General features: G+C 62.8%; 15 protein-coding genes. 9 read left to right on the top strand and 6 right to left on the bottom strand.

From position 1 onward, the window contains the following. Positions 1-35 precede the first annotated feature (35 nt). A complete protein-coding gene (locus ACH79_RS08825) occupies positions 36-671 on the bottom strand; it encodes an HAD-IA family hydrolase (RefSeq protein ID WP_161850672.1) in 636 nt (211 codons plus the stop codon). A 107-nt stretch (positions 672-778) separates the two neighbouring features. On the opposite strand from ACH79_RS08825, the gene ACH79_RS08820 reads away from it, so the two are divergent. Next, positions 779-1,540: a trypsin-like serine protease gene (locus ACH79_RS08820; protein WP_161850671.1), complete on the top strand. Its 762-nt coding sequence runs from the start codon at positions 779-781 to the stop codon at positions 1,538-1,540. 149 nt (positions 1,541-1,689) lie between these two features. Here ACH79_RS08820 and ACH79_RS08815 read toward each other — a convergent pair whose 3' ends face one another. The 3 genes from ACH79_RS08815 to ACH79_RS08805 all read right to left on the bottom strand — a co-directional run bounded on the left by ACH79_RS08815 (position 1,690) and on the right by ACH79_RS08805 (position 7,136). Then, positions 1,690-3,912, bottom strand: a complete 2,223-nt coding sequence (locus ACH79_RS08815) for an acetate--CoA ligase family protein (protein WP_161850670.1) — start codon at positions 3,910-3,912, stop codon at positions 1,690-1,692. A 74-nt stretch (positions 3,913-3,986) separates the two neighbouring features. Then, on the bottom strand, positions 3,987-4,637 hold the full coding sequence (locus ACH79_RS08810; protein ID WP_161850669.1) for a class GN sortase: 651 nt from the start codon (positions 4,635-4,637) through the stop codon (positions 3,987-3,989). Positions 4,638-4,862: 225 nt separating this feature from the next. Continuing rightward, positions 4,863-7,136, bottom strand: a complete 2,274-nt coding sequence (locus ACH79_RS08805) for a marine proteobacterial sortase target protein (protein ID WP_161850668.1) — start codon at positions 7,134-7,136, stop codon at positions 4,863-4,865. A gap of 190 nt (positions 7,137-7,326) precedes the next feature. Here ACH79_RS08805 and ACH79_RS08800 point away from each other — a divergent pair, with 190 nt between their 5' ends. Together ACH79_RS08800 and ACH79_RS08795 are read left to right on the top strand one after the other, a co-directional pair. Beyond that, positions 7,327-8,091 carry a helix-turn-helix transcriptional regulator gene (locus ACH79_RS08800; protein WP_161856282.1) on the top strand — a complete coding sequence of 255 codons (765 nt, stop codon included), beginning with the start codon at positions 7,327-7,329 and terminating at the stop codon, positions 8,089-8,091. Between the two features lie 280 nt (positions 8,092-8,371). Beyond that, the gene (locus tag ACH79_RS08795) at positions 8,372-8,581 is read left to right on the top strand and encodes a cold-shock protein (RefSeq protein ID WP_161850667.1); all 210 of its coding nucleotides are present in this window, start codon (positions 8,372-8,374) and stop codon (positions 8,579-8,581) included. 114 nt (positions 8,582-8,695) lie between these two features. Here ACH79_RS08795 and ACH79_RS08790 read toward each other — a convergent pair whose 3' ends face one another. After that, positions 8,696-10,249 carry a long-chain fatty acid--CoA ligase gene (locus tag ACH79_RS08790; protein ID WP_161850666.1) on the bottom strand — a complete coding sequence of 518 codons (1,554 nt, stop codon included), beginning with the start codon at positions 10,247-10,249 and terminating at the stop codon, positions 8,696-8,698. 72 nt (positions 10,250-10,321) lie between these two features. Continuing rightward, positions 10,322-11,536: an ABC transporter substrate-binding protein gene (locus ACH79_RS08785; protein WP_161850665.1), complete on the bottom strand. Its 1,215-nt coding sequence runs from the start codon at positions 11,534-11,536 to the stop codon at positions 10,322-10,324. Positions 11,537-11,750: 214 nt separating this feature from the next. Here ACH79_RS08785 and ACH79_RS08780 point away from each other — a divergent pair, with 214 nt between their 5' ends. From ACH79_RS08780 to ACH79_RS08755, 6 genes are all read left to right on the top strand, one after another. Continuing rightward, complete coding sequence (locus ACH79_RS08780; protein WP_161850664.1) at positions 11,751-12,905, top strand: acyl-CoA dehydrogenase family protein; 1,155 nt, start codon at positions 11,751-11,753, stop codon at positions 12,903-12,905. A gap of 137 nt (positions 12,906-13,042) precedes the next feature. Continuing rightward, positions 13,043-14,212 carry an acyl-CoA dehydrogenase family protein gene (locus ACH79_RS08775; RefSeq protein WP_161850663.1) on the top strand — a complete coding sequence of 390 codons (1,170 nt, stop codon included), beginning with the start codon at positions 13,043-13,045 and terminating at the stop codon, positions 14,210-14,212. Positions 14,213-14,228: 16 nt separating this feature from the next. Continuing rightward, the gene (locus ACH79_RS08770; RefSeq protein WP_161850662.1) at positions 14,229-14,885 is read left to right on the top strand and encodes a glutathione S-transferase family protein; all 657 of its coding nucleotides are present in this window, start codon (positions 14,229-14,231) and stop codon (positions 14,883-14,885) included. Between the two features lie 162 nt (positions 14,886-15,047). Then, on the top strand, positions 15,048-15,842 hold the full coding sequence (locus tag ACH79_RS08765; protein WP_161850661.1) for a helix-turn-helix domain-containing protein: 795 nt from the start codon (positions 15,048-15,050) through the stop codon (positions 15,840-15,842). 91 nt (positions 15,843-15,933) lie between these two features. Then, complete coding sequence (locus tag ACH79_RS08760; protein WP_161850660.1) at positions 15,934-16,800, top strand: 3-keto-5-aminohexanoate cleavage protein; 867 nt, start codon at positions 15,934-15,936, stop codon at positions 16,798-16,800. Positions 16,801-16,893: 93 nt separating this feature from the next. Then, on the top strand, positions 16,894-18,510 hold the full coding sequence (locus tag ACH79_RS08755; protein ID WP_161850659.1) for an acyl-CoA carboxylase subunit beta: 1,617 nt from the start codon (positions 16,894-16,896) through the stop codon (positions 18,508-18,510). Positions 18,511-18,514: the final 4 nt, after the last annotated feature.

Raw genomic sequence — 18,514 nt, 5'->3', positions numbered from 1 at the left:
GCATAACGAGGGCGCAAGTTCCGGTATTTTTCCGCCTAGCGCAATGCCAGCCCGGTAGCTGCCTCAAGCTCCCCGATCGCCTGCGCCGCACTGACCACCTTGATCGTGGTCATGCCCATCTCGCGCGCCGGCTTCAGGTTGATGCCGAGGTCGTCGAGGTAAACGCAGTTCCTGGGATCGACCTTCAGTGTCTCGACCATCATCCGGTAGATACGCGGATCGGGCTTTCGGAGACCGATTTTGGCGGACTCGATGACATGGTCGAACAGCGCCATCACTTCGGCGACATAGAGCGTGCGGCCGCTGTGGCTGCCGATGGCGTTGGCGGGCAGATTGTTGGTGATGCAGCCGGTCTTGAACCTGGCCTTGACGCGCTTGAGCGCCTCGACCATCTCGGGCCGCAGATCGCCTGATAATAGCGGCAGCACCTCCTTGCCGCGAACCGCCGCGCCCAGCGCCAGCGATTCCGCCGCGAACAATTCGTCAAAAGCTTCGATGTCGACTTCGGCGCGCTCGAATTTGGCCCAGGCATTTTCCAGGTGATTGGCGGCGTTGGTGCGCCGGATGATGTCGGCCGGCAGCCCGCGCTCGGTCTCGTACCGCGCAAAGGCCTCGAAGGGCGAAGTGGTCAGCACTCCGCCGAAATCCCAGATCACTGCCTCGATCATCATTCCCCGCCTGAAAAATATCTTTGCGGAGCGGCTAACACGGAATGCCCTTGAGAACCAGCCCGATCCGGCGCTTGGCGATACGCGCACCAAAGGCTATTGCTGCAGCGATGAAGATCCTGCTTCGCTTGATTGCCAGCCTTGTCCTGCTGCTGTCCGTTCCCGCGCACGCCATTGTCGGCGGCGGTGCGCCGTCGACGGAAGGCGTGGCCCGCTCGGTCGTTACCATCGTCGGCTCACGCGGCAATTTCTGCACCGGCGCGTTGATTGCGCCAAAGCTGGTGCTGACGGCCGCGCATTGCGTGCCATCAGGCGCGGACTACAAGATCGTCGAATATGGCGCCGACCGGCAGCCGACGCTGCAGGATGTGAAGAGCGTCGCCATTCATCCCGGCTTCAACATGCAGGCGATGTCGGGGCACCGTGCGACGGCAGACGTCGCGTTGCTGCAATTGGCCGCGCCGCCCAAGGGCAAGACGGCGGCCGTACTCGGATTGCCTGAGATCCCGATCAATGTCGGGAGCCGTTTTACCATCGCAGGAATCGGCGTGACCGTGCGCGGCGATGGCAGGAGCGGCGGCACCATCCGCGTCGCCGGCCTGGTTGCGACGGGCAGGCCGGGGACACTTCAGATTAGGCTTGTCGACCCCGTGGGGCAGGGCACGCGCGACGGCCTCGGTGCCTGCACCGGCGATTCCGGCGCGCCTGTTTTCGAGGACAAGCAAGGCGGTCCCGCGATCGTCGGCGTGGTGAGCTGGTCAACGGGGCCGAATGGCTCGGCGGGTTGCGGCGGCATGACCGGGGTTACGCCGCTGACGCTGTATCGCGACTGGGTTTTACAGACCGCGCAGAAGTGGGGCGCGGGGTTGTAGCTATTTCCGTCGTCCCTGCGAACGCAGGGACCCATACGCCGCGGCTCATCGGCAAGACGACGGGAGCTGGTTGTCTTCGTAACAATTAACGACGGTGGCTATGGGTCCCTGCGTTCGCAGGGACGACAACGACGATTTAAACCAGTGACCTAATGCTTCGCCGCCTTGTTCGCTGCATCGTTGTTCAGCACGATCAAGCCGTCGACGGCGACGCCGACCTTGCTGTTGATCAGGAACGGATTGACGTCGATCGAGGCGATGCGCGTGCCGGCATCGGCCATCAGATTGGACAGGCCGACCAGCGCCTTCACGGCGGAAGCCTCGTGCAGCGCCGGCTTGCCGCGATACCCCTTCAGCTTCACGCCGGCCTTGGTCTTGGCGATCAATTGCTTCGCCTCGGCCTCGTCCAGCGGCGCGCCGGCGAGCGCTACGTCCTTCATCAACTCGATATCGACGCCACCGGTGCCGAACAGCACCACCGGCCCCATCTCGGCGTCGAGCGAAGCGCCGACCACGAGTTCGAGATCGGCCTTGACCTGCTGCGCGATTAGAATGCCTTCGAGTTTCGGCTTGCTCTTGATCTTCCTTACCCGCGCGGTGATGTCGTTGAACGCCTTCTTCACCTCGGCCGCGCTGTTGAGGTTCAGCACCACGCCGCCGATGTCTGATTTGTGCAGGATGTCGGCACTGACGACTTTGGCCACGACGGGAAAGCCGATCTTCTTGGCAATCTTCACGGCCTCCGCCGCCGTCTGCGCGATCTCTTCCTTTGAAACCGGGATGCCATAAGCCTTGAGCAGCTTTTTCGACGCGACCTCGTCCAACGCTGCGGCGCCGTTGGCGGCCTTGAGCGTCTTCTCCAGCACCGCGCGCGCGGAAGCCTTCGAGCTCGATAGGATGTCTGGCACCTCCTTGCGCAGGGACGCATACTCGATCAGCGACTTGATCGCGCCGACGGCGCGATCGAGGCCCTGCATGACCGCGATGTTCGGCAGCGATTTGCGCAAACCCTTGGTGAATTCGGTGAACCCGATCGACATCGCGCTGATGTAGACCACGGGCTTGCTGGCGGCGCCCGCCATCTCGTTGACGATCCGTAAGTTGCGCTCGCGCAATTCATGCGGCGCCTTCGGCAATTCGGCGTCGATGATGACGATGTCGGTGTCGGGATCGTCGATCATGATCTTGATCGACTTCATGTAGACGGAAGGGTCGACGACAGCGGCAAAGCCGGCGTCAAGCGGATTGCCGACAATGCTGCCGGGGCCGAGCATTTCCGCCAGTTGCGCCGTCGCGTTCGCGCTGAGCGGCGCGAAGTTCATGCCGGCCGAATAGAATGCATCGATCAGGAGGCCACGCTTGCCGCCGGACAGCGACACCGCGGCGAGACGGTTGCCCTTCGGCGGATCGGCATGGACGAAACATTCGGTGGTCTCGATCAGCTCGTCGAGGCCGCGGACGCGGATCACGCCTTCGCGGGTCGAGATCGCGTCAAAGGTTTCGATCGAGCCGGCAAGCGCGCCGGTATGCGCCATCGCGGCGGCACGGCCACCTTCGGAGGCGCCAAGTTTCAGCGCGATCACGGGCTTGCCGGCGGCGCGGGCCGCCTTGCAGGCTTCGCGGAACACTTTTGTGTTCCGCACGCCTTCGAGATAGACCACGATAACGCGGATCGAGGGATCGGCCGCGAAATAGGCCATCAGGTCGGGCGTCTCGAGCCCGGTCTCGTTGCCGGTCGTGACCATGTAGCCGACGCCGACGCCGCGATCCTCCAGCGTCTGGCGGATCGCCATCACGATCGCGCCGGATTGTCCGACAATCGCCACGGGGCCTGCTTCCATGGTGACAATGCGGTCGTCGATATTGGTGAACAGCTTTTCGCCGGCGCTCAGATTGCCGAGGCAGTTCGGGCCCGTGACCGCAAGGCCGGTCTCTTTCACGGCCTGCTTCAGTTCGACTGCAAGCCGCTGGCTTTCCTCGTCCTGCAACTCGCTGAAGCCCGAGGTGACGATGGTGGCCGAGCGTGCGCCGGCTGCCGCCGCGTCACGGATCACCTGCACGGCAAAACGCGCCGGCACCAGCACCAGCACATGATCGGGTTTCTCCGGGAGGCTGGCGAAATCCTTGTAGCAGGGCACGCCCCAGATCGTTTCGCGCTTGGCGTTGACCGGGAACAGGCCGCCTTCGTATTTGTATTTGATCAGATTGTTCCAGATGCGCTCGGCATAGTTGCCGGGCTTGTCGGTGGCGCCGACCAGCACGATATTGCGCGGGTGCAGCATCGCATGGATGCTCTTGACGATGTCGCTGGCGTCAGGCGAGGGCGACCATTGTTCGGCTTGATGCGATGCGGTGCTTGCCTGAGCGTCCATGGATGTCCCTTACTCTGCTGTTTGGCAGCGGCGATCGACAACGCTCGCTGTGCGTTCTTTTGATTGCGACCTTTTTATTGAGACTTGGCAGGGGTGGCAACACGCGTTGCGCGCGCAGTGCCATTCGCGTCGCGAACGATTTCCCGGCTCGCGGAGAATTCAGGAGCTGATACAATCATGGTGGCGTGCACAAGATAGCGTTCCGGCCCCGGCGTCAGCGCCTCGAATGGCCAGCAGGTCGACAGCACCAGATGATATCCGTCTGCGAGCGGATCGATGCCGGAGGCGTCGAAGCGCACGACCGAAGTGGCATCCACCCGGTAATGGAATTGCTTGCCGTCGCTTCGCGTGACCTCGATCTCGTCACCTATGACGACGTTCTTCAGAAAGACGAAATGCGTATCGCGATGCGCCGAATAAACGGCGACGCCGCGCTCGCCGGCATCGGGTGTCCGTTCGACATGACCCGGACCGAAGGCGAGCGCCTGGCCGCTGCTGCCTGCGAGCACGATGGTGCGGGCATGGAGCCGCTTCACGTCGATACGGGCAACCGGCCATGTGTCGGCCCACGACCACGGTTTCGTCTCGTGTCCGGTGGCGATGGTTTTCTCGAAGGCGCGTTCCAGCAGGACCTGTGCAACCAGCGCCTTGGCGTGGATGTAGGCGCCCTGGCCGAACAAGATCAGGCCGATGAGAGCGAGGAGGAGAGGGAGGATGAAACGCATGGACACTCTATCCGTCATTGCCTGCGACAAACGCGAGGCGTTTGCGCAAGGGAGCGAAAGGCACAAAGCAATCCATCTTTCTTTCCGCGGCGAGATGGATTGCTTCGCTTCGCTCGCAATGACGGCGGTTGAGGAAAAGGCGGCGCGCGCGGCCTTGGGGGGACGGGTGGGAGCCGCGCGCTCTGGAAAGAGGAGGTCAGGGGTCCCTCCTCCTTTCAGCCGACGTCAACACCGTGACATCTGACGTCGATTGAGCACGAACAGGATCAGGCTGAACGTGAGCAGGATCACACCGGCAATCATCTTCAGCTCGGCGTCAGTTGCCGTCTTCGGCAGCGCGAGCGTGCTGGGCGGCTGGGTGACGACAGGCTGCACCCGCTTCAGCGCCGCGACCTGAACGCGCGCCTCTTCCGTATCGGCGCGCCGCTCCGTCGGCGTTGCCGGCACGCGCGGGCGCTCGCCGAACACCTTTTCAAAGTCCCATCCCGCAGGCAGGTTGATCGGCAGTTCCGAAACCTTGAGCGGCTCTCCTTGCGGACGGCTCGGCGTCTTGTCGACGGCTACCAGACTCGTCAGCCGCGTGACGAGCTGATGCTCGAGCGCCAGCGAGAGGATGGCCTTGTCGGCTTCGTCCGGCGTCGTCTGACGCGTGGTGCGCCCAACCTCCGCATCCGCGATCTTGCGGCGGGCCCAGAGCTTGGACAGGCCCTTGCCTTCGGCCGCATTCGCTAGCGGAAGGGTGACGACCCACGGGCGATCGCCGATGCGGCCCTTGATCTCGACCGAGCCCGCGAGCTTGTCGAGTTTTGCGGCCAGCACCAGCGGCTCGTCGCGGTAGACGTCGGGGATCGCAACCGGCGTGATGTCGGCCGTGGCATCGGAGAATTTCGCGGTCAGATTAGTCACCGCGGGATTCTCCAGCTTGGCGAACAGTCCGCGCATGCGCTCCTCGACCTGCTCGACCGCGCCGATATGGGTGAAGGTGCCGCGGCCGAGTTCGGCGGCGCGCGTCATCAGGTAGGTGTTTGGCGCCGAGCCGATGCCCACCATGAAGACGCGCGAGCGGCCGCGCAACGCGCTGATGGTTTCGAACAATTGCTGTTCGTTGCCGATGGCGCCGTCGGTCAGGAATACGACCTGGCGGACGTAACCGGTGTCGCCGCTGTTGTCGGACAGCGCCGCCCGCATCGCGGGCACCATTTCCGTGCCGCCATTGGCCTGCAGCGCGCCGACGAAGGAGGTGGCCCGGCCGATATGCTCCCTGTCGGCGGGCACCGCTGACGGGAACAGCACATCCATGGTGTGATCGAAGCGGATCACGTTGAAACGATCGTTCGGCTGCAGACGGCCGAGGGCGTAGGTGAGGCTCGCCTTGGCCTGAATGATCGAGACGCCGCCCATCGAGCCGGAATTATCGATCACGAAGATCACTTCGCGCGGCATCGGTTTCTGCTGCGCCTGCTCGACCGCGGGCGGTGTCACGAACGCCAGCAGATAATCGGAATTGCCGACATGCTCACGGAACAGCCCGACCGACGGCGCCTTCTCGGCCGCGGGTTTCCAGGTCAGTTCGAAATCGCGGTCCGCCGGCACCGGGCCTTCAGCAAGGCGGATGATGCTCGTACTGGCGTCTGGCTTCTCGGTCTTGATCGTATGGTGGTAACTGCTGACCTCGCCGAGCGGAAAGCCTGCCTGCAGCCGCACGGTGATGCGGGTTGGATTGACCGGCGCGTTGGTGGCGGGGTCGAGCACTTCGGGCGAGATGCGGTCGCGATCCGGCACGGCATCGGATTTGGCCGAACCCCAGCCGCCGCTATCCGGCTTGAAATCGACGCTCTGCACGACGGGCGCGGGATTGTAACGTGGGGCGATCACCATCGGCACCCGCAGCGAGAACTCGTTGCCGGATTGTGCGACAGGCTCCTGATATTCGATCTGTACCAGCACGGTTTCGCCGGGACCGATATTGGCGACGGAATTGGTGAAGATGTTCGGCCGTTCCTGTTCGGTCAGTGCCGCCTTGTGTCCGCTCTGCTTCGCTTGTTCGTAGATGATCTTTGCTTGCTGCCGCTCCTTGATGTCACCGACCACGACGCGATCGCCGATCACCATCTTCAGCGTATCGACCGCGCCGCCCGACGGCAGCGGATAGACGTAGACGGCTTCGACCCAGTCCTTCGTTGGGTTGCGAAAAATCTGGGTGACGCGGGCGCGGACCGTCGGCCCCGACACGGTGAGATCAACATCGACGCCGAGCCGCGACGCATCGGCATAGCCCTCGTCAATCTTCAGCAGCAGCGAACCGGCGCGGACGTCGCCGGGCTTGAGGAACGCCGACTGCAGGCGCTCCGCTGACCAGACCGGCTCAAAACTCAAAAATAATGCCGCAAACCCGACCAGGATTACGGCAACGCCCTGCATCACGAAGAACAGCATCAGCCTGATCAGGCTGGGCTGTTCGCTGCATTTGTCTGCCTCAATTTCGTCTGATGTCGTCATGTCGCTTAACTCCCGAACGGCGATTTCGCCGTGCGAGAAGGGTGTGGAATTCAGCGATTTGGCGCGAGCGGAATGATCGGCCTTGTTCGGTCATCCGCCACCGTGCCCCGCCACGGCTGGGGCGGCTTTGTACGGGTTTGTGATGGATTGTGCGTCTGGTACAATGACGGGAGTTGAAGCAGGGATGACGATGCCGACGCCGGACAAGCAGCTTTCCGCCGAGCAGAGCCGGCAGATTGCCGACACCATTCGCGAAGAGCTCGCCCGTCGCCGCATCTCCCGGCAGTCTCTGGCCGAACTCGCAAAACTCAGCCTTTCGACGCTGGAAAAGGTGCTGGGCGGCCGCCGCCCGTTTACGCTGGCCACCACCGTTCGCCTCGAACAGGCGCTCGGCGTTTCCTTGCGCAAGACGCCGGAGGCACCGGCGTCTGTCGCTGCCGTCAACGGCGAGGTTGCGCCGGATGGCCTGGGCGCCTATTCGCGCCGCGCGGTGGCGTGGATCGAAGGAACCTATGTCACGGTGCGGCCGTCGTTCGGCGACAAGGACGCGATCTTTGCCTACCGCACCGAGATCACCTGGGATACCGCGGCCTCATCGCTGGTGTTTCACGAGAGCGAGCGGCAGGACGCAGCCTTCACCCAGTTCGGCGAAGTGGCAGTGCCGAACCAGTCGAGACATATCTATCTCGTCACCAACCGGCATGGCCAGCATCGCCTGATCACGGTGGCGCACCTGGCGATTTCAGGCGAGATGTACGGGATCATCACGACGCTGCTTGCGGGTCGCGGCTCGTTGCTGACGCCGATCGCAGCGCCAATCGCTTATATTCCGATCAAGATGGTGGCTAACCCGACCTTTGGCAGGATTTCGTCCGACGATCCCAATTACACGCTGTACCGCCAGCATTTGCGGCGAACGACGGATGAATCGTTCGCGCTGTTCTTGCCGGGGTAGGGCCCTCCCAGAGCGTTTTCCAGCGAAGTGGAGGCCGGTTCGCGTCAAGAAAACGCGTCAAATCAAGAATCTGGAGCCCCGTTCCGATTCAATCGGAACGGAAAAGGCTCCAGCCTTGCATTCCCGGCGAGACACACTATATGAGCCCTATTCGAATTATCGCTCTGCCTTGTTGACCACGCCGAACCGGCTCCAATCCCCAAGACATCGTTGAAATCGGATCAAGCCTGCACGGAAGTCGTGCGGGCAAAGCGCTTTCGCGCATCTTGGAGATAGTTACATGGCTACCGGAACAGTTAAGTGGTTCAACGCGACCAAGGGTTTTGGCTTCATTCAGCCCGATGATGGCAGCACCGACGTTTTCGTCCACATCAGCGCCGTCGAACGTGCGGGTCTGAGCTCGCTCAACGAAGGTCAGAAGATCTCGTTCGAAGCGAAGAAGGACCCGATGCGCGGCAAGACCAGCGCCGAGAACCTTCGCGTCGGTTAAAGGTTGCCGATTTTGGATTTCCACGGATGTACTGGGATCCTCTAATTGGCTTCTGACAAGAGCCCGCCGGTCATGAACCGGCGGGCTTTTCGTTTGTCGCATGCCGGTGCACGATCATGAAGCAATGGCCGCTTTTTCGGTCGGCTTCGGCGCGCTGAAATTCTTTCGCAATGTCGGCTTGTGGATTTTCCCCGTTGCATTGCGCGGCAACGCATCGACGAATTCGATCAGCCGCGGGCATTTGAACCGCGCCAGATTGGCCGCGCAATGCGCGTGAATCTCCGCTGGTGTCAGCGTATGGCCGGGCTTGACGGCCACGATCGCCATGCCGACCTCGCCCCATTGCTCGTTCGGGATACCGATCACGGCAGCTTCGGCGATTGCCGTGAGCTGATGCAGCACGCTCTCCACCTCGGCCGGATAGACGTTCTCGCCGCCGGAAATGTACATGTCCTTCCAGCGATCGACGATGTAGTAGAAGCCCTCTTCGTCGACGCGGGTGGCATCGCCGGTGTGCAGCCAGCCGTCGGTGAAGGATGACTGGTTGGCATCTGGCCGGTTCCAGTAACCCGGCGTGACGTTCGGTCCCCTGACCCAGAGTTCGCCGAGCTCGCCGACATCCGCATCGGTCCCGTCGGGGCGCACGATCCGCACTTCCGTGTGCAGCACCGGCTTGCCGGAGGAGCCGGCCTTGCGCGCGGCGTCCTCGCGGTCGAGCGCCAGCACGGCCGGTGACGTCTCGGTCATGCCATAGCCCTGCTGCAGAGCCACGCCGCGTTCTTCCCACACTTTCAGGAGCGGTACGGGCATCGGCGCGCCGCCGACGCCTCCGATCACGAGGCGGCTGAAATCGGACGTCGCGAACGAAGGATGCTGCGCCATGAACTGGTAGATCGACGGCACGCCGAAAAATTGGGTAATGCCGTAGGAGGGGTCGCTGATCAGTTGCAGCGCCACGCCGGGGTCGAATGTGCGCATGATCAACACGGTGCCGCCCGCATGCAGCACCGGGTTGGTGTAGCAATTGAGCCCGCCGGTATGAAACAGCGGCAGCACGGTGAGCAGCACCGTCGATGGCGAGACGTAGGCGGGGCCGCCGAGATTGACGCAGTTCCAGAACGTCATGCCATGGGTGATGATCGCGCCCTTGGGTTGACCTGTCGTGCCCGAGGTGTACATGATGGTCGAGATGTCATCGAGCGTGACCATCTCCGCGCGATCGAGCGGCGCCGAAGCCGCGATTGCCGCCTCGTAGGAACCGCCGGGGCCGAGCAGCAACGCGGATGAAACGTTGCAGAGCTTTGCGACCGCGAGTGCGACCTCGGCGAGATCGGTGTCGTGGATCATCACTTTTGGCGAGGCGTCGCCGACAATGAATTGCAATTCAGGAACGGTGAGGCGGGTGTTGAGTGGCAGGAACACCGCGCCGATCCGGAAACAGGCGAACTGCACCTCCAGCGTATCGGTGGTGTTGAGCGCGAGCACGGCGACCCGGTCGCCGCGCGTGACACCGAGTTTGTCGCGCAGATGAGTGGCAAGCCGCGAGATGCGCGCATCGAACTGCGCGTAGGACAACCGGCGGTCGCTGGCGAGGTCGATGGCCGCGATCTTGTCCGGCGTGCGGCGGCCGAAATGCGCGATCCAGTCGTAATAGCGAACCGACGACATGCTTCCTCCCGAAAACTGCCCGATCACCTGCCGGCTACGTTGGACTCATTGCTTGTCTTGTCGCGTCAACGCTCACGAACCCCGCAGCAGCTCACTGATCACGTTGAACTGGTTGTCGCGAAACTCGACCATATAGCCGTCCTTGATCGGACGGTAGTCTGTCGGCGAGGTGTTGAGCTTGACGCCCGGCATCAGCATCGGCAGCGATACGTCCTTGAGGTTGGCCGCTTGCGCCATGATGTTTTCGCGGCTGAGGTCGTTCTTGCACTGCGTCAGCACCACGACCAGCGCCTGTGCCACCATGTAACCATATCCCGCCGCCAGATTGGCCGGATCGATGTTGGGCAGCCGCGCTTTCATGAAATCGCGATAGGTGACGAGGTCGGGATCGGTCGAGTCAGCCGAATAGGGTTTGAGCGCCCCGACCGACATGATACCGGTTGCCGCTTCAAGCCCTGCCGGCACCATCACCAATTCCTTGTTGGCGCAGCCTGAGGAGATGAAACGCATCGGCCGCCAGCCGGTCTCGTGCGCCTTTCGGATCGCCTGGGCGCAGGCGCGCGGCGTTACGCTGTAGATCAGGAAGACATCGGCCTTGGTGTTGGCGAGCGTGAGGATCTGCGAATCCACGGTGGGATCGGCAACCTCGAAGCTGGTTGCCAGCGCGATCACCTTGTCGGCGTCCGCGCCGAGCGCTTGCCTGACGCCGCGCAGATAATCCTTTCCGGCGTCGTCGTTCTGATAAAGGATCGCAAAGCGCGCATTGGGATTCTTGGCGCGGGCAAAGCGCACCTCGATGCCGGCTTCCTCGACATAGTTGGGCGCCCAGGGTAGCGCCATCAGCCAGCGCTGGTTGACCGGGTCGTTCCATTTGGATGCCGAGCTGATCAGGAACAGATGCGGCACCTTGGCGCCGTTGAGATACTTTGCGGTCGCCGAACTCGGTGCGGTGCCCATGGTTCCGAACATGAAGGCGACGTCGTCATTCTCGACCAATCGGCGCGTCGCCTCGACCGTCTTTGGCGGCGAGAAGCCGTCGTCGAGCGAGATCATGTTGAGCTTGCGTCCGTTGACGCCGCCTTTCTCGTTGATCAGGTCGAAATAGGCCGCAAAGGCCCTGCCGGTGACGCTGAGCGCCGACGCCGGGCCGCTATACGGCATGATGTTGCCGAACTTGATCTCGGTGTCAGTGATGCCGGGTTGCTGAGCCGAGACTGTGGTCGCAGCAGTGAGGGAGAGCAACACTGAAAAGATGGCGGCCGGGACGAATTTGTTCGATCGGATCATGCTTCATTCTCCCGGCGAGTGGCCGACAATGTTGTTATTGGTTTTGCATCAAGGCTAGGGCATGCTCGGGCAACCGGTCTTGCGTTCAGTTGCTGGACACAGCACGCGTCGGGTTTGCCGGTGCGGCAGGCCGCGCCTGCACGATGATGCCAGCCGCTCAACGCAAGTTTGAGCAGGCCAAATCGGGGCATCGTGTTTCCTTCGGGAGGAAAGCATGCTGGAGCGCACCAAAGTGCAAAGCCCGTTCTATACGGCGGACCATGAAGCGTTTCGCGACGTGATGCGCCGCTTCGTGGCGCGCGAGATCGCGCCCTATGCCCATGAGTGGGACGAGGCCGGCGAGTTTCCGCGCGAGCTTTATCGGAAAGCATCCGAAATCGGGCTGTTGGGCTTGGGCTTTCCGGAAGAGTATGGCGGTGTGCCTGCCGACCAGTTTATGAGGATCGTGGCCTCGCAGGAACTGGCGCGCGCCGGCGCTGGCGGGGTCAGCTCCAGCCTGATGAGTCATACCATCGGCTCGCCGCCGATCGCCCGTGCCGCGCGGCCCGAGGTCAAGGCGCGCGTGCTGCCGCAGGTTCTGTCGGGTGAGAAGATTTCCGCGCTTGCGATCACCGAGCCGAGCGGCGGCTCCGACGTCGCCAATCTCCGCACCAAGGCGCGGCGTAACGGTGACCATTATGTCGTCAGCGGCGAGAAGACGTTTATTACCTCCGGCATGCGGGCCGACTATCTGACGGTCGCGGTGCGCACCGGCGGCGAGGGGCCGGGCGGCGTCAGCCTGCTTCTGATTGAGGGCGACACGCCGGGCCTGTCGCGCACGAAGCTGAAGAAGATGGGCTGGTGGGCGTCCGATACCGCGACGCTTCACTTCGACGAGTGCCGCGTGCCGGCCGAAAACCTGATCGGCGAGGAGGGCCAGGGGTTCAAGATCATCATGCATAATTTCAACAGCGAGCGCATGGGCATGGCGGCAAGCTGCACGGCCTACGCCCGCGTCTGCGTCGAGGAAGCGATTGCCTATGCCAAGGAGCGCCAGACCTTTGGCAAGCCGATCGCGCAGCACCAGGTGATCCGCCACAAGCTGGTCGACATGGCGCAGAGGGTCGCCGCGTCGCAGGCGATGCTGGAAATGCTGGCGTGGCGGCTCGGGCAGGGCGAGAGCCCGGTTGCCGAAATCTGCATGATGAAGAACCAGGCCACCCAGACCATGGCATTCTGCGCGTCCGAGGCGGTGCAGATTTTCGGCGGCGCCGGCTTCATGCGCGGCGTCAAGGTCGAGCGCATCTACCGCGAGGTCAAGGTCAATGCCATCGGCGGCGGAACCGAGGAGATCATGAAGGATCTCGCCTCGCGGCAGATGGGGCTGTGAGTTGCCGTCATTCCGGGGCGACGCGAAGCATCGAACTACGATGTGCAATTGTACATCGGAGAATCTGGAGATGAGTTACACAATGTCGAGATTCCGGGTTCGCGCTTTGCGCGCCCCGGAATGACAGGAAGGAACGTATGCTCTTCACCGCCGACCACGACGAACCCCGCCGCATCCTGCAAAAATTCATCGCTGCCGAGATCAATCCCTTCGTTGATGAATGGGAGAAGAACGACATCTTCCCGGCGCATGAACTGTTCAAGAAGCTCGGCGATCTCGGTTTCCTCGGCCTCAACAAGCCGGTCGAGTTCGGCGGGCAGGGACTGGATTATTCCTACGCTGTCATGATGGCCGAAGAGCTCGGCGCCATCACATGCGGCGGCGTGCCGATGGCGATCGGGGTGCAGACCGATATGGCGACACCCGCGCTGGCACGGTTCGGCTCCGATGAAGTGCGCCGCGAATTTCTCGAGCCCGCGATCGCGGGCGATGCGGTCGCCTGCGTCGGCGTTTCCGAGCCGGGCGCCGGCTCCGATGTCGCCTCGATCAAGACCCAGGCGCGTTCCGATGGCGACGATTACGTCATCAACGGCGGCAAGATGTGGATCACCAACGGCGTGCAGGCCGACTGGATCTGCCTGCTCGCCAATACCAGCGACGGCCAGGTTCATCGCAACAAGTCGCTGATCTGCGTGCCGATGAAGACCAGGGGTGTGCAGGTCGCGCGCAAGCTCGACAAGTTGGGCATGCGCTCGTCCGACACCGCGCAGATCTTCTTCGACAATGTCCGCGTCCCAAAGCGCAACCGGATCGGCGAGGAAGGCAAGGGTTTTACCTACCAGATGGTGCAGTTCCAGGAGGAGCGGCTGTGGGGCGCGGCGGCCTGCCTCAAGGCGCATGAATTCATCATAGCAGAGACGATCGAATATACCCGCAACCGAAAAGCGTTTGGAAAGTCGATCCTCGATAACCAGACCGTTCATTTCAAGCTCGCGGAGATGCAGACCGAGGTCGAGCTGTTGCGCGCGCTGGTCTACCGCGCCGCCGAGGCGCTGATTGCGGGCGAGGACGTGACGCGGCTTGCGACCATGGCCAAACTGAAGGCCGGCCGGCTGGGCCGCGAACTCACCGATGCCTGCCTGCAATTCTGGGGCGGCATGGGATTCATGAACGAGACGCCGGTCAGCCGGGCCTATCGCGACAGCCGTTTGACCTCGATCGGCGGCGGCGCCGACGAGGTGATGCTGACGGTGCTGAGCAAGATGATGGGCACGCTGCCGAAAGCCAATAAGAACGGACCAGAGTAACAAGAGGGAACGCCTGATGATCACGCTCTATCACTGCGACGGTGCGCGCTCGTTCCGCCCGCTCTGGATGCTGGAAGAGATGGGGCTGCCGTACGAGCTGAAGATGCTGCCATTCCCGCCGCGGGTGCTTGCCAAGGAATATCTCGCGATCAATCCGCTCGGCACCATTCCATTCATGATCGACGGCGAGACCAAAATGACGGAGTCGTCAGGCATCTGTTATTATCTCGGTACCAGATACGGCCCGACCCCGCTGGTAGTGGGGATGGATGATCCGGCCTATGGCGCTTTCCTGAACTGGATGTATTTCAGCGACGCCACGCTGACCTTTCCGCAAACGCTGGTGCTGAGATACAGCCAGCTCGAACCGGAAGAACGGCGGAACCCGCAGGTAGCCGGCGACTATGCCAAATGGTTCCTTGGCCGGCTGCGCGCGGTTGAGGCAGCGACCGCCAATGCCGAAAACCTGTGCGCTGGCCGCTTCACCGCTGCCGATATCGTCAACGGCTATGCACTGCGGCTGGCCGGCAATATCGGGCTCGCGAAGGATTTCGGGCCGAATGTCAGGGCATATTGGGCTCGGTTGCAGGAACGTGAGGGCTACCAGCGCGCAGTTGCGGCCGAACGCAAGGCGGGTGTCGAGCAAAACGTCGCGCCACGGATACGGGCTTAACGGTGTGTCATTCCGGGGCACGAAGCGAACCCGGAATCTCGAGATTCCGGGTTCGCTTCGCGCCCCGGAATGACAGTCCCCTTATGTCGGTGACAGGCGACGATTTTCCGCTATGGTTGACCCCATCGCAGCGGCCAGAGAGCCGCGCGAGGAGGACGAGCCATGGACGATACCGGCCACAAATCCGGCCATCTGATGCTGATCACCCCGGAGCGCGTGTTCTATGCCGGCCTGCTCGGCCGGCCCCGGCAACGCTGCTCGGGCGGGTTCAACATCTATGTCGCGGTTGAAGGAAGTCTCTGGCTCACCACCGCTGACGGCCGTGAAACCCATGGTGAAATGGTCGCGCTGTTGCCGAACGTCAGGCACACCATCGCCAGCGACTATCGCTCGGTGCTCAGCGTCGTGATCGAACCGGAGAGCGTTCGTCCCGGTGCGCTCGAAGTGCTGGCGCAGCGTCTCACGGGGCCGGAGGGCGCAATTTTCGCCAGCCGCATTCGCGCCGCCTATCGCGAGCTGCGCGAGCATCACGCGGGCAACGACTTCTCCAGCGCCGAATTCGATTCCCTCTGCCTCGGCGAAGTCCTGCCGCAGCGCGAACTCGATCCTCGCGTGGCGCGCGCGATTCTGCAGATCGGAAAATTCTCCGGCGAACCGGTGACGGCGGCGAGCTGCGCCGCGGAGGCGGGATTATCACCGTCGCGCTTCCTGCATCTGTTCAAGGAGGAGACCGGCATCTCCTTCCGCTCGTTCCGCGCCTGGAAGCGCGCGCGGCATCTGCTGCATTTCGCCAACCAGGACATCAACCTTGCGCATCTGGCGCAGGATATCGGCTATCCCGATTCCACGCATTTCAGCCATTCGATCCGCCGCTTCTATGGCCTGAAGCCGCGCGCGATCTTTTCCGGCTCGCGCGATCTGGCGATTTATAGCCACCGCCATGCGAGCGCCGGATAGCGGGTGGACGCAAGAAGCCGACTGATGCGGAACGCATGATCGCGCTGGATTTTCTCGCGATCCTTCGCGTCTCGCATTTGAAGGTTGATTCATGGGTGACAAGGCCGTCATTACCTGCGCGCTGAATGGCGTGCTGACCGATCCAAAGCAGCATAACGTACCGGTCACGCCGGAGCAGATGGCCCGCGAGGCCAGGGCTGCCTTCAACGCCGGCGCCAGCATCATGCATGTTCATCTGCGCCAGCAGGAGCCGAACAAGGGGCATCTGCCGTCCTGGGACGTGAGCGTCAGCAGGGAGATCCAGCAGGCGATTCGCGAGGCTTGTCCCGGCGTCATCATCAACCACACCACGGGTACCTCCGGCCCGAAATATCAGGGCGCGCTTGATTGCGTGCGCGAGACCCGGCCCGAGATCGCTGCCTGCAACGCCGGCTCGCTGAATTATCTCAAGGTGAAGGCCGACAACACCTGGGCCTGGCCGCCGATGATGTTCGATAACGCGGTCGAGAAGGTGCAGGACTATCTCGACGTCATGAAGGAAGCCGGCACGATCCCGGAGTTCGAATGTTTCGACGTCGGCATCGTGCGCTGCGTCGGCATGTACCGGCAGACCGGCATGTATTCCGGACCGCTCGAATATAACTTCGTGATGGGCGTCGCGTCGGGCATGCCGGCCGATCCGGAACTACTTCCGATCCTGTTGAAGCTGAAATTGCCGGAAGCGCATTGGCAGGTCACCGCGATCGGCCGCGCCGAAATCTGGCCGCTGCACCAGCGCTGCGCCAATCTCGGCGGCCATCTGCGTACCGGACTGGAGGATACTTTTTATCTTGGTGATGGCACCAAGGTGACCTCTAACGGGCAGTTGATTGAAGCCATCGCCGCCTGTGCGCGACGCGCGGGCCGCGAGATCGCGAGCCCCGCAGAAGCGCGGCAGATTTTCGGGACAAGGCATTGAGGTCGTCATTCCGGGGCGCGAAGCGAACCCGGAATCTCGAGATTCCGGGTCTGGTCCTTCGGACCATCCCGGAATGACGGAGTAAAATAGTTTATGGCCATTCTCGAAACCACCATCTCGCCTTCGAGCGCCGCCTTCAAGGCCAATCGCGACGGCATGCTGGCGCTGATCGCGCGGATGCGCTCGCTGGAGGATCGCACGCGCGCCGCATCGGCCGCGGCCAAGGATCGCTTCCACAAGCGCGGGCAATTGCTGCCGCGCGAGCGCGTGGCGCTGGTGCTCGATCCCGGCTCGCCCTTCATCGAACTATCGACGCTTGCCGGATACATGTTCGACGTGCCGGACGCCGAAAAGAGCGTACCCGGCGGTGGCGTGATCGCAGGCATCGGCTTTGTCTCCGGCATCCGCTGCATGGTCAGCGCCAATGATTCCGGCATCGATGCCGGCGCATTGCAGCCGTTCGGTCTCGACAAGACGCTGCGGGTGCAGGAACTGGCGCTGGAGAACGAGCTGCCTTATGTGCAACTCGTTGAAAGCGCCGGCGCCAATCTGCTGCGCTACCGCGTCGAGGACTTTATCCGCGGCGGCAACATTTTTCGCAACCTGGCGCGGCTGTCGGCGGCCGGACTGCCCGTCGTCACTGTGACGCATGGATCGTCGACCGCCGGCGGCGCCTATCAAACGGGATTATCCGACTACATCGTGATGGTCCGCGGCCGCACCCGCGCATTCCTCGCTGGCCCACCGCTGCTGAAGGCGGCGACGGGAGAGATCGCGACGGAGGAGGAACTCGGCGGCGCCGAGATGCATACCTCCATTTCCGGCCTTGGCGATTATCTGGCCGAGGACGACCGCGATGCACTGCGGATCGCGCGCGATATCATGGCCAATCTGGAATGGGATCGGCCGAAGCCGGCGGAAGCTTCCTTCAAGCCGCCGCGCTACGATGCGGAGGAGTTGCTCGGCATCATGCCGATGGATCACAAACGCCCGGTCGACATGCGCCAGGCTATCGCGCGTTTCGTCGACGATTCCGATTTTACCGAGTTCGGCGCCAATTACGGCCCGGCGACCGTGTGCGGCCACGCCCGCATCGAAGGGCAGGCGATCGGGATCATCACCAATAACGGCCCGCTCGACGTGCCCGGCGCCAACAAGGCGACGCATTTCATCCAGGCCTGCTGCCAGTCACGCACGCCGATCCTCTATATGAACAACACCACCGGCTACATGGTGGGCCGAGCCTATGAGGAAGCCGGCATGATCAAGCACGGCTCCAAGATGATCCAGGCGGTAACCTCGGCGACCGTACCGCAGATCACGATCTATTGCGGGGCATCGTTCGGCGCCGGCAATTACGGCATGTGCGGGCGCGGCTTCCATCCGCGTTTCTGCTTCTCCTGGCCGAACGCCAAGACCGCCGTGATGGGCGGCGAGCAGGCGGCCGAGACCATGGCGATCGTGACCGAGGCTGCGGCTGTCAGGCGCGGCAAGCCGATTGAGAAGGAAAAGCTGGAGGCGATGAAGGCGCAGATCACCGGCGTGTTCGACGGCCAGATGGACGTGTTCTCGACCAGCGCGCGCGTGCTCGATGACGGCGTGATCGACCCGCGCGATACCCGCAGCGTGCTTGCCGAAGTGCTGGCGATCTGCCGCGAAGCCGAGTCCCGCACGCCGCAGCGCATGCAATTCTCGGTCGCCCGGCCATGAGCGG

The organism is Bradyrhizobium sp. CCBAU 051011, assembly GCF_009930815.1.
Lineage (GTDB): Bacteria > Pseudomonadota > Alphaproteobacteria > Rhizobiales > Xanthobacteraceae > Bradyrhizobium.
This window is presented reverse-complemented; position numbering and strand designations above follow the sequence as displayed.

Bases quoted from the DNA above. Each gene is read 5' to 3' on its own strand.
- ACH79_RS08825 (WP_161850672.1), bottom strand. From the start codon at position 671: ATGATGATCGAGGCAGTGATCTGGGATTTCGGCGGAGTGCTGACCACT.
- ACH79_RS08820 (WP_161850671.1), top strand. From the start codon at position 779: ATGAAGATCCTGCTTCGCTTGATTGCCAGCCTTGTCCTGCTGCTGTCC.
- ACH79_RS08815 (WP_161850670.1), bottom strand. From the start codon at position 3,912: ATGGACGCTCAGGCAAGCACCGCATCGCATCAAGCCGAACAATGGTCG.
- ACH79_RS08810 (WP_161850669.1), bottom strand. From the start codon at position 4,637: ATGCGTTTCATCCTCCCTCTCCTCCTCGCTCTCATCGGCCTGATCTTG.
- ACH79_RS08805 (WP_161850668.1), bottom strand. From the start codon at position 7,136: ATGACGACATCAGACGAAATTGAGGCAGACAAATGCAGCGAACAGCCC.
- ACH79_RS08800 (WP_161856282.1), top strand. From the start codon at position 7,327: ATGCCGACGCCGGACAAGCAGCTTTCCGCCGAGCAGAGCCGGCAGATT.
- ACH79_RS08795 (WP_161850667.1), top strand. From the start codon at position 8,372: ATGGCTACCGGAACAGTTAAGTGGTTCAACGCGACCAAGGGTTTTGGC.
- ACH79_RS08790 (WP_161850666.1), bottom strand. From the start codon at position 10,249: ATGTCGTCGGTTCGCTATTACGACTGGATCGCGCATTTCGGCCGCCGC.
- ACH79_RS08785 (WP_161850665.1), bottom strand. From the start codon at position 11,536: ATGATCCGATCGAACAAATTCGTCCCGGCCGCCATCTTTTCAGTGTTG.
- ACH79_RS08780 (WP_161850664.1), top strand. From the start codon at position 11,751: ATGCTGGAGCGCACCAAAGTGCAAAGCCCGTTCTATACGGCGGACCAT.
- ACH79_RS08775 (WP_161850663.1), top strand. From the start codon at position 13,043: ATGCTCTTCACCGCCGACCACGACGAACCCCGCCGCATCCTGCAAAAA.
- ACH79_RS08770 (WP_161850662.1), top strand. From the start codon at position 14,229: ATGATCACGCTCTATCACTGCGACGGTGCGCGCTCGTTCCGCCCGCTC.
- ACH79_RS08765 (WP_161850661.1), top strand. From the start codon at position 15,048: ATGGACGATACCGGCCACAAATCCGGCCATCTGATGCTGATCACCCCG.
- ACH79_RS08760 (WP_161850660.1), top strand. From the start codon at position 15,934: ATGGGTGACAAGGCCGTCATTACCTGCGCGCTGAATGGCGTGCTGACC.
- ACH79_RS08755 (WP_161850659.1), top strand. From the start codon at position 16,894: ATGGCCATTCTCGAAACCACCATCTCGCCTTCGAGCGCCGCCTTCAAG.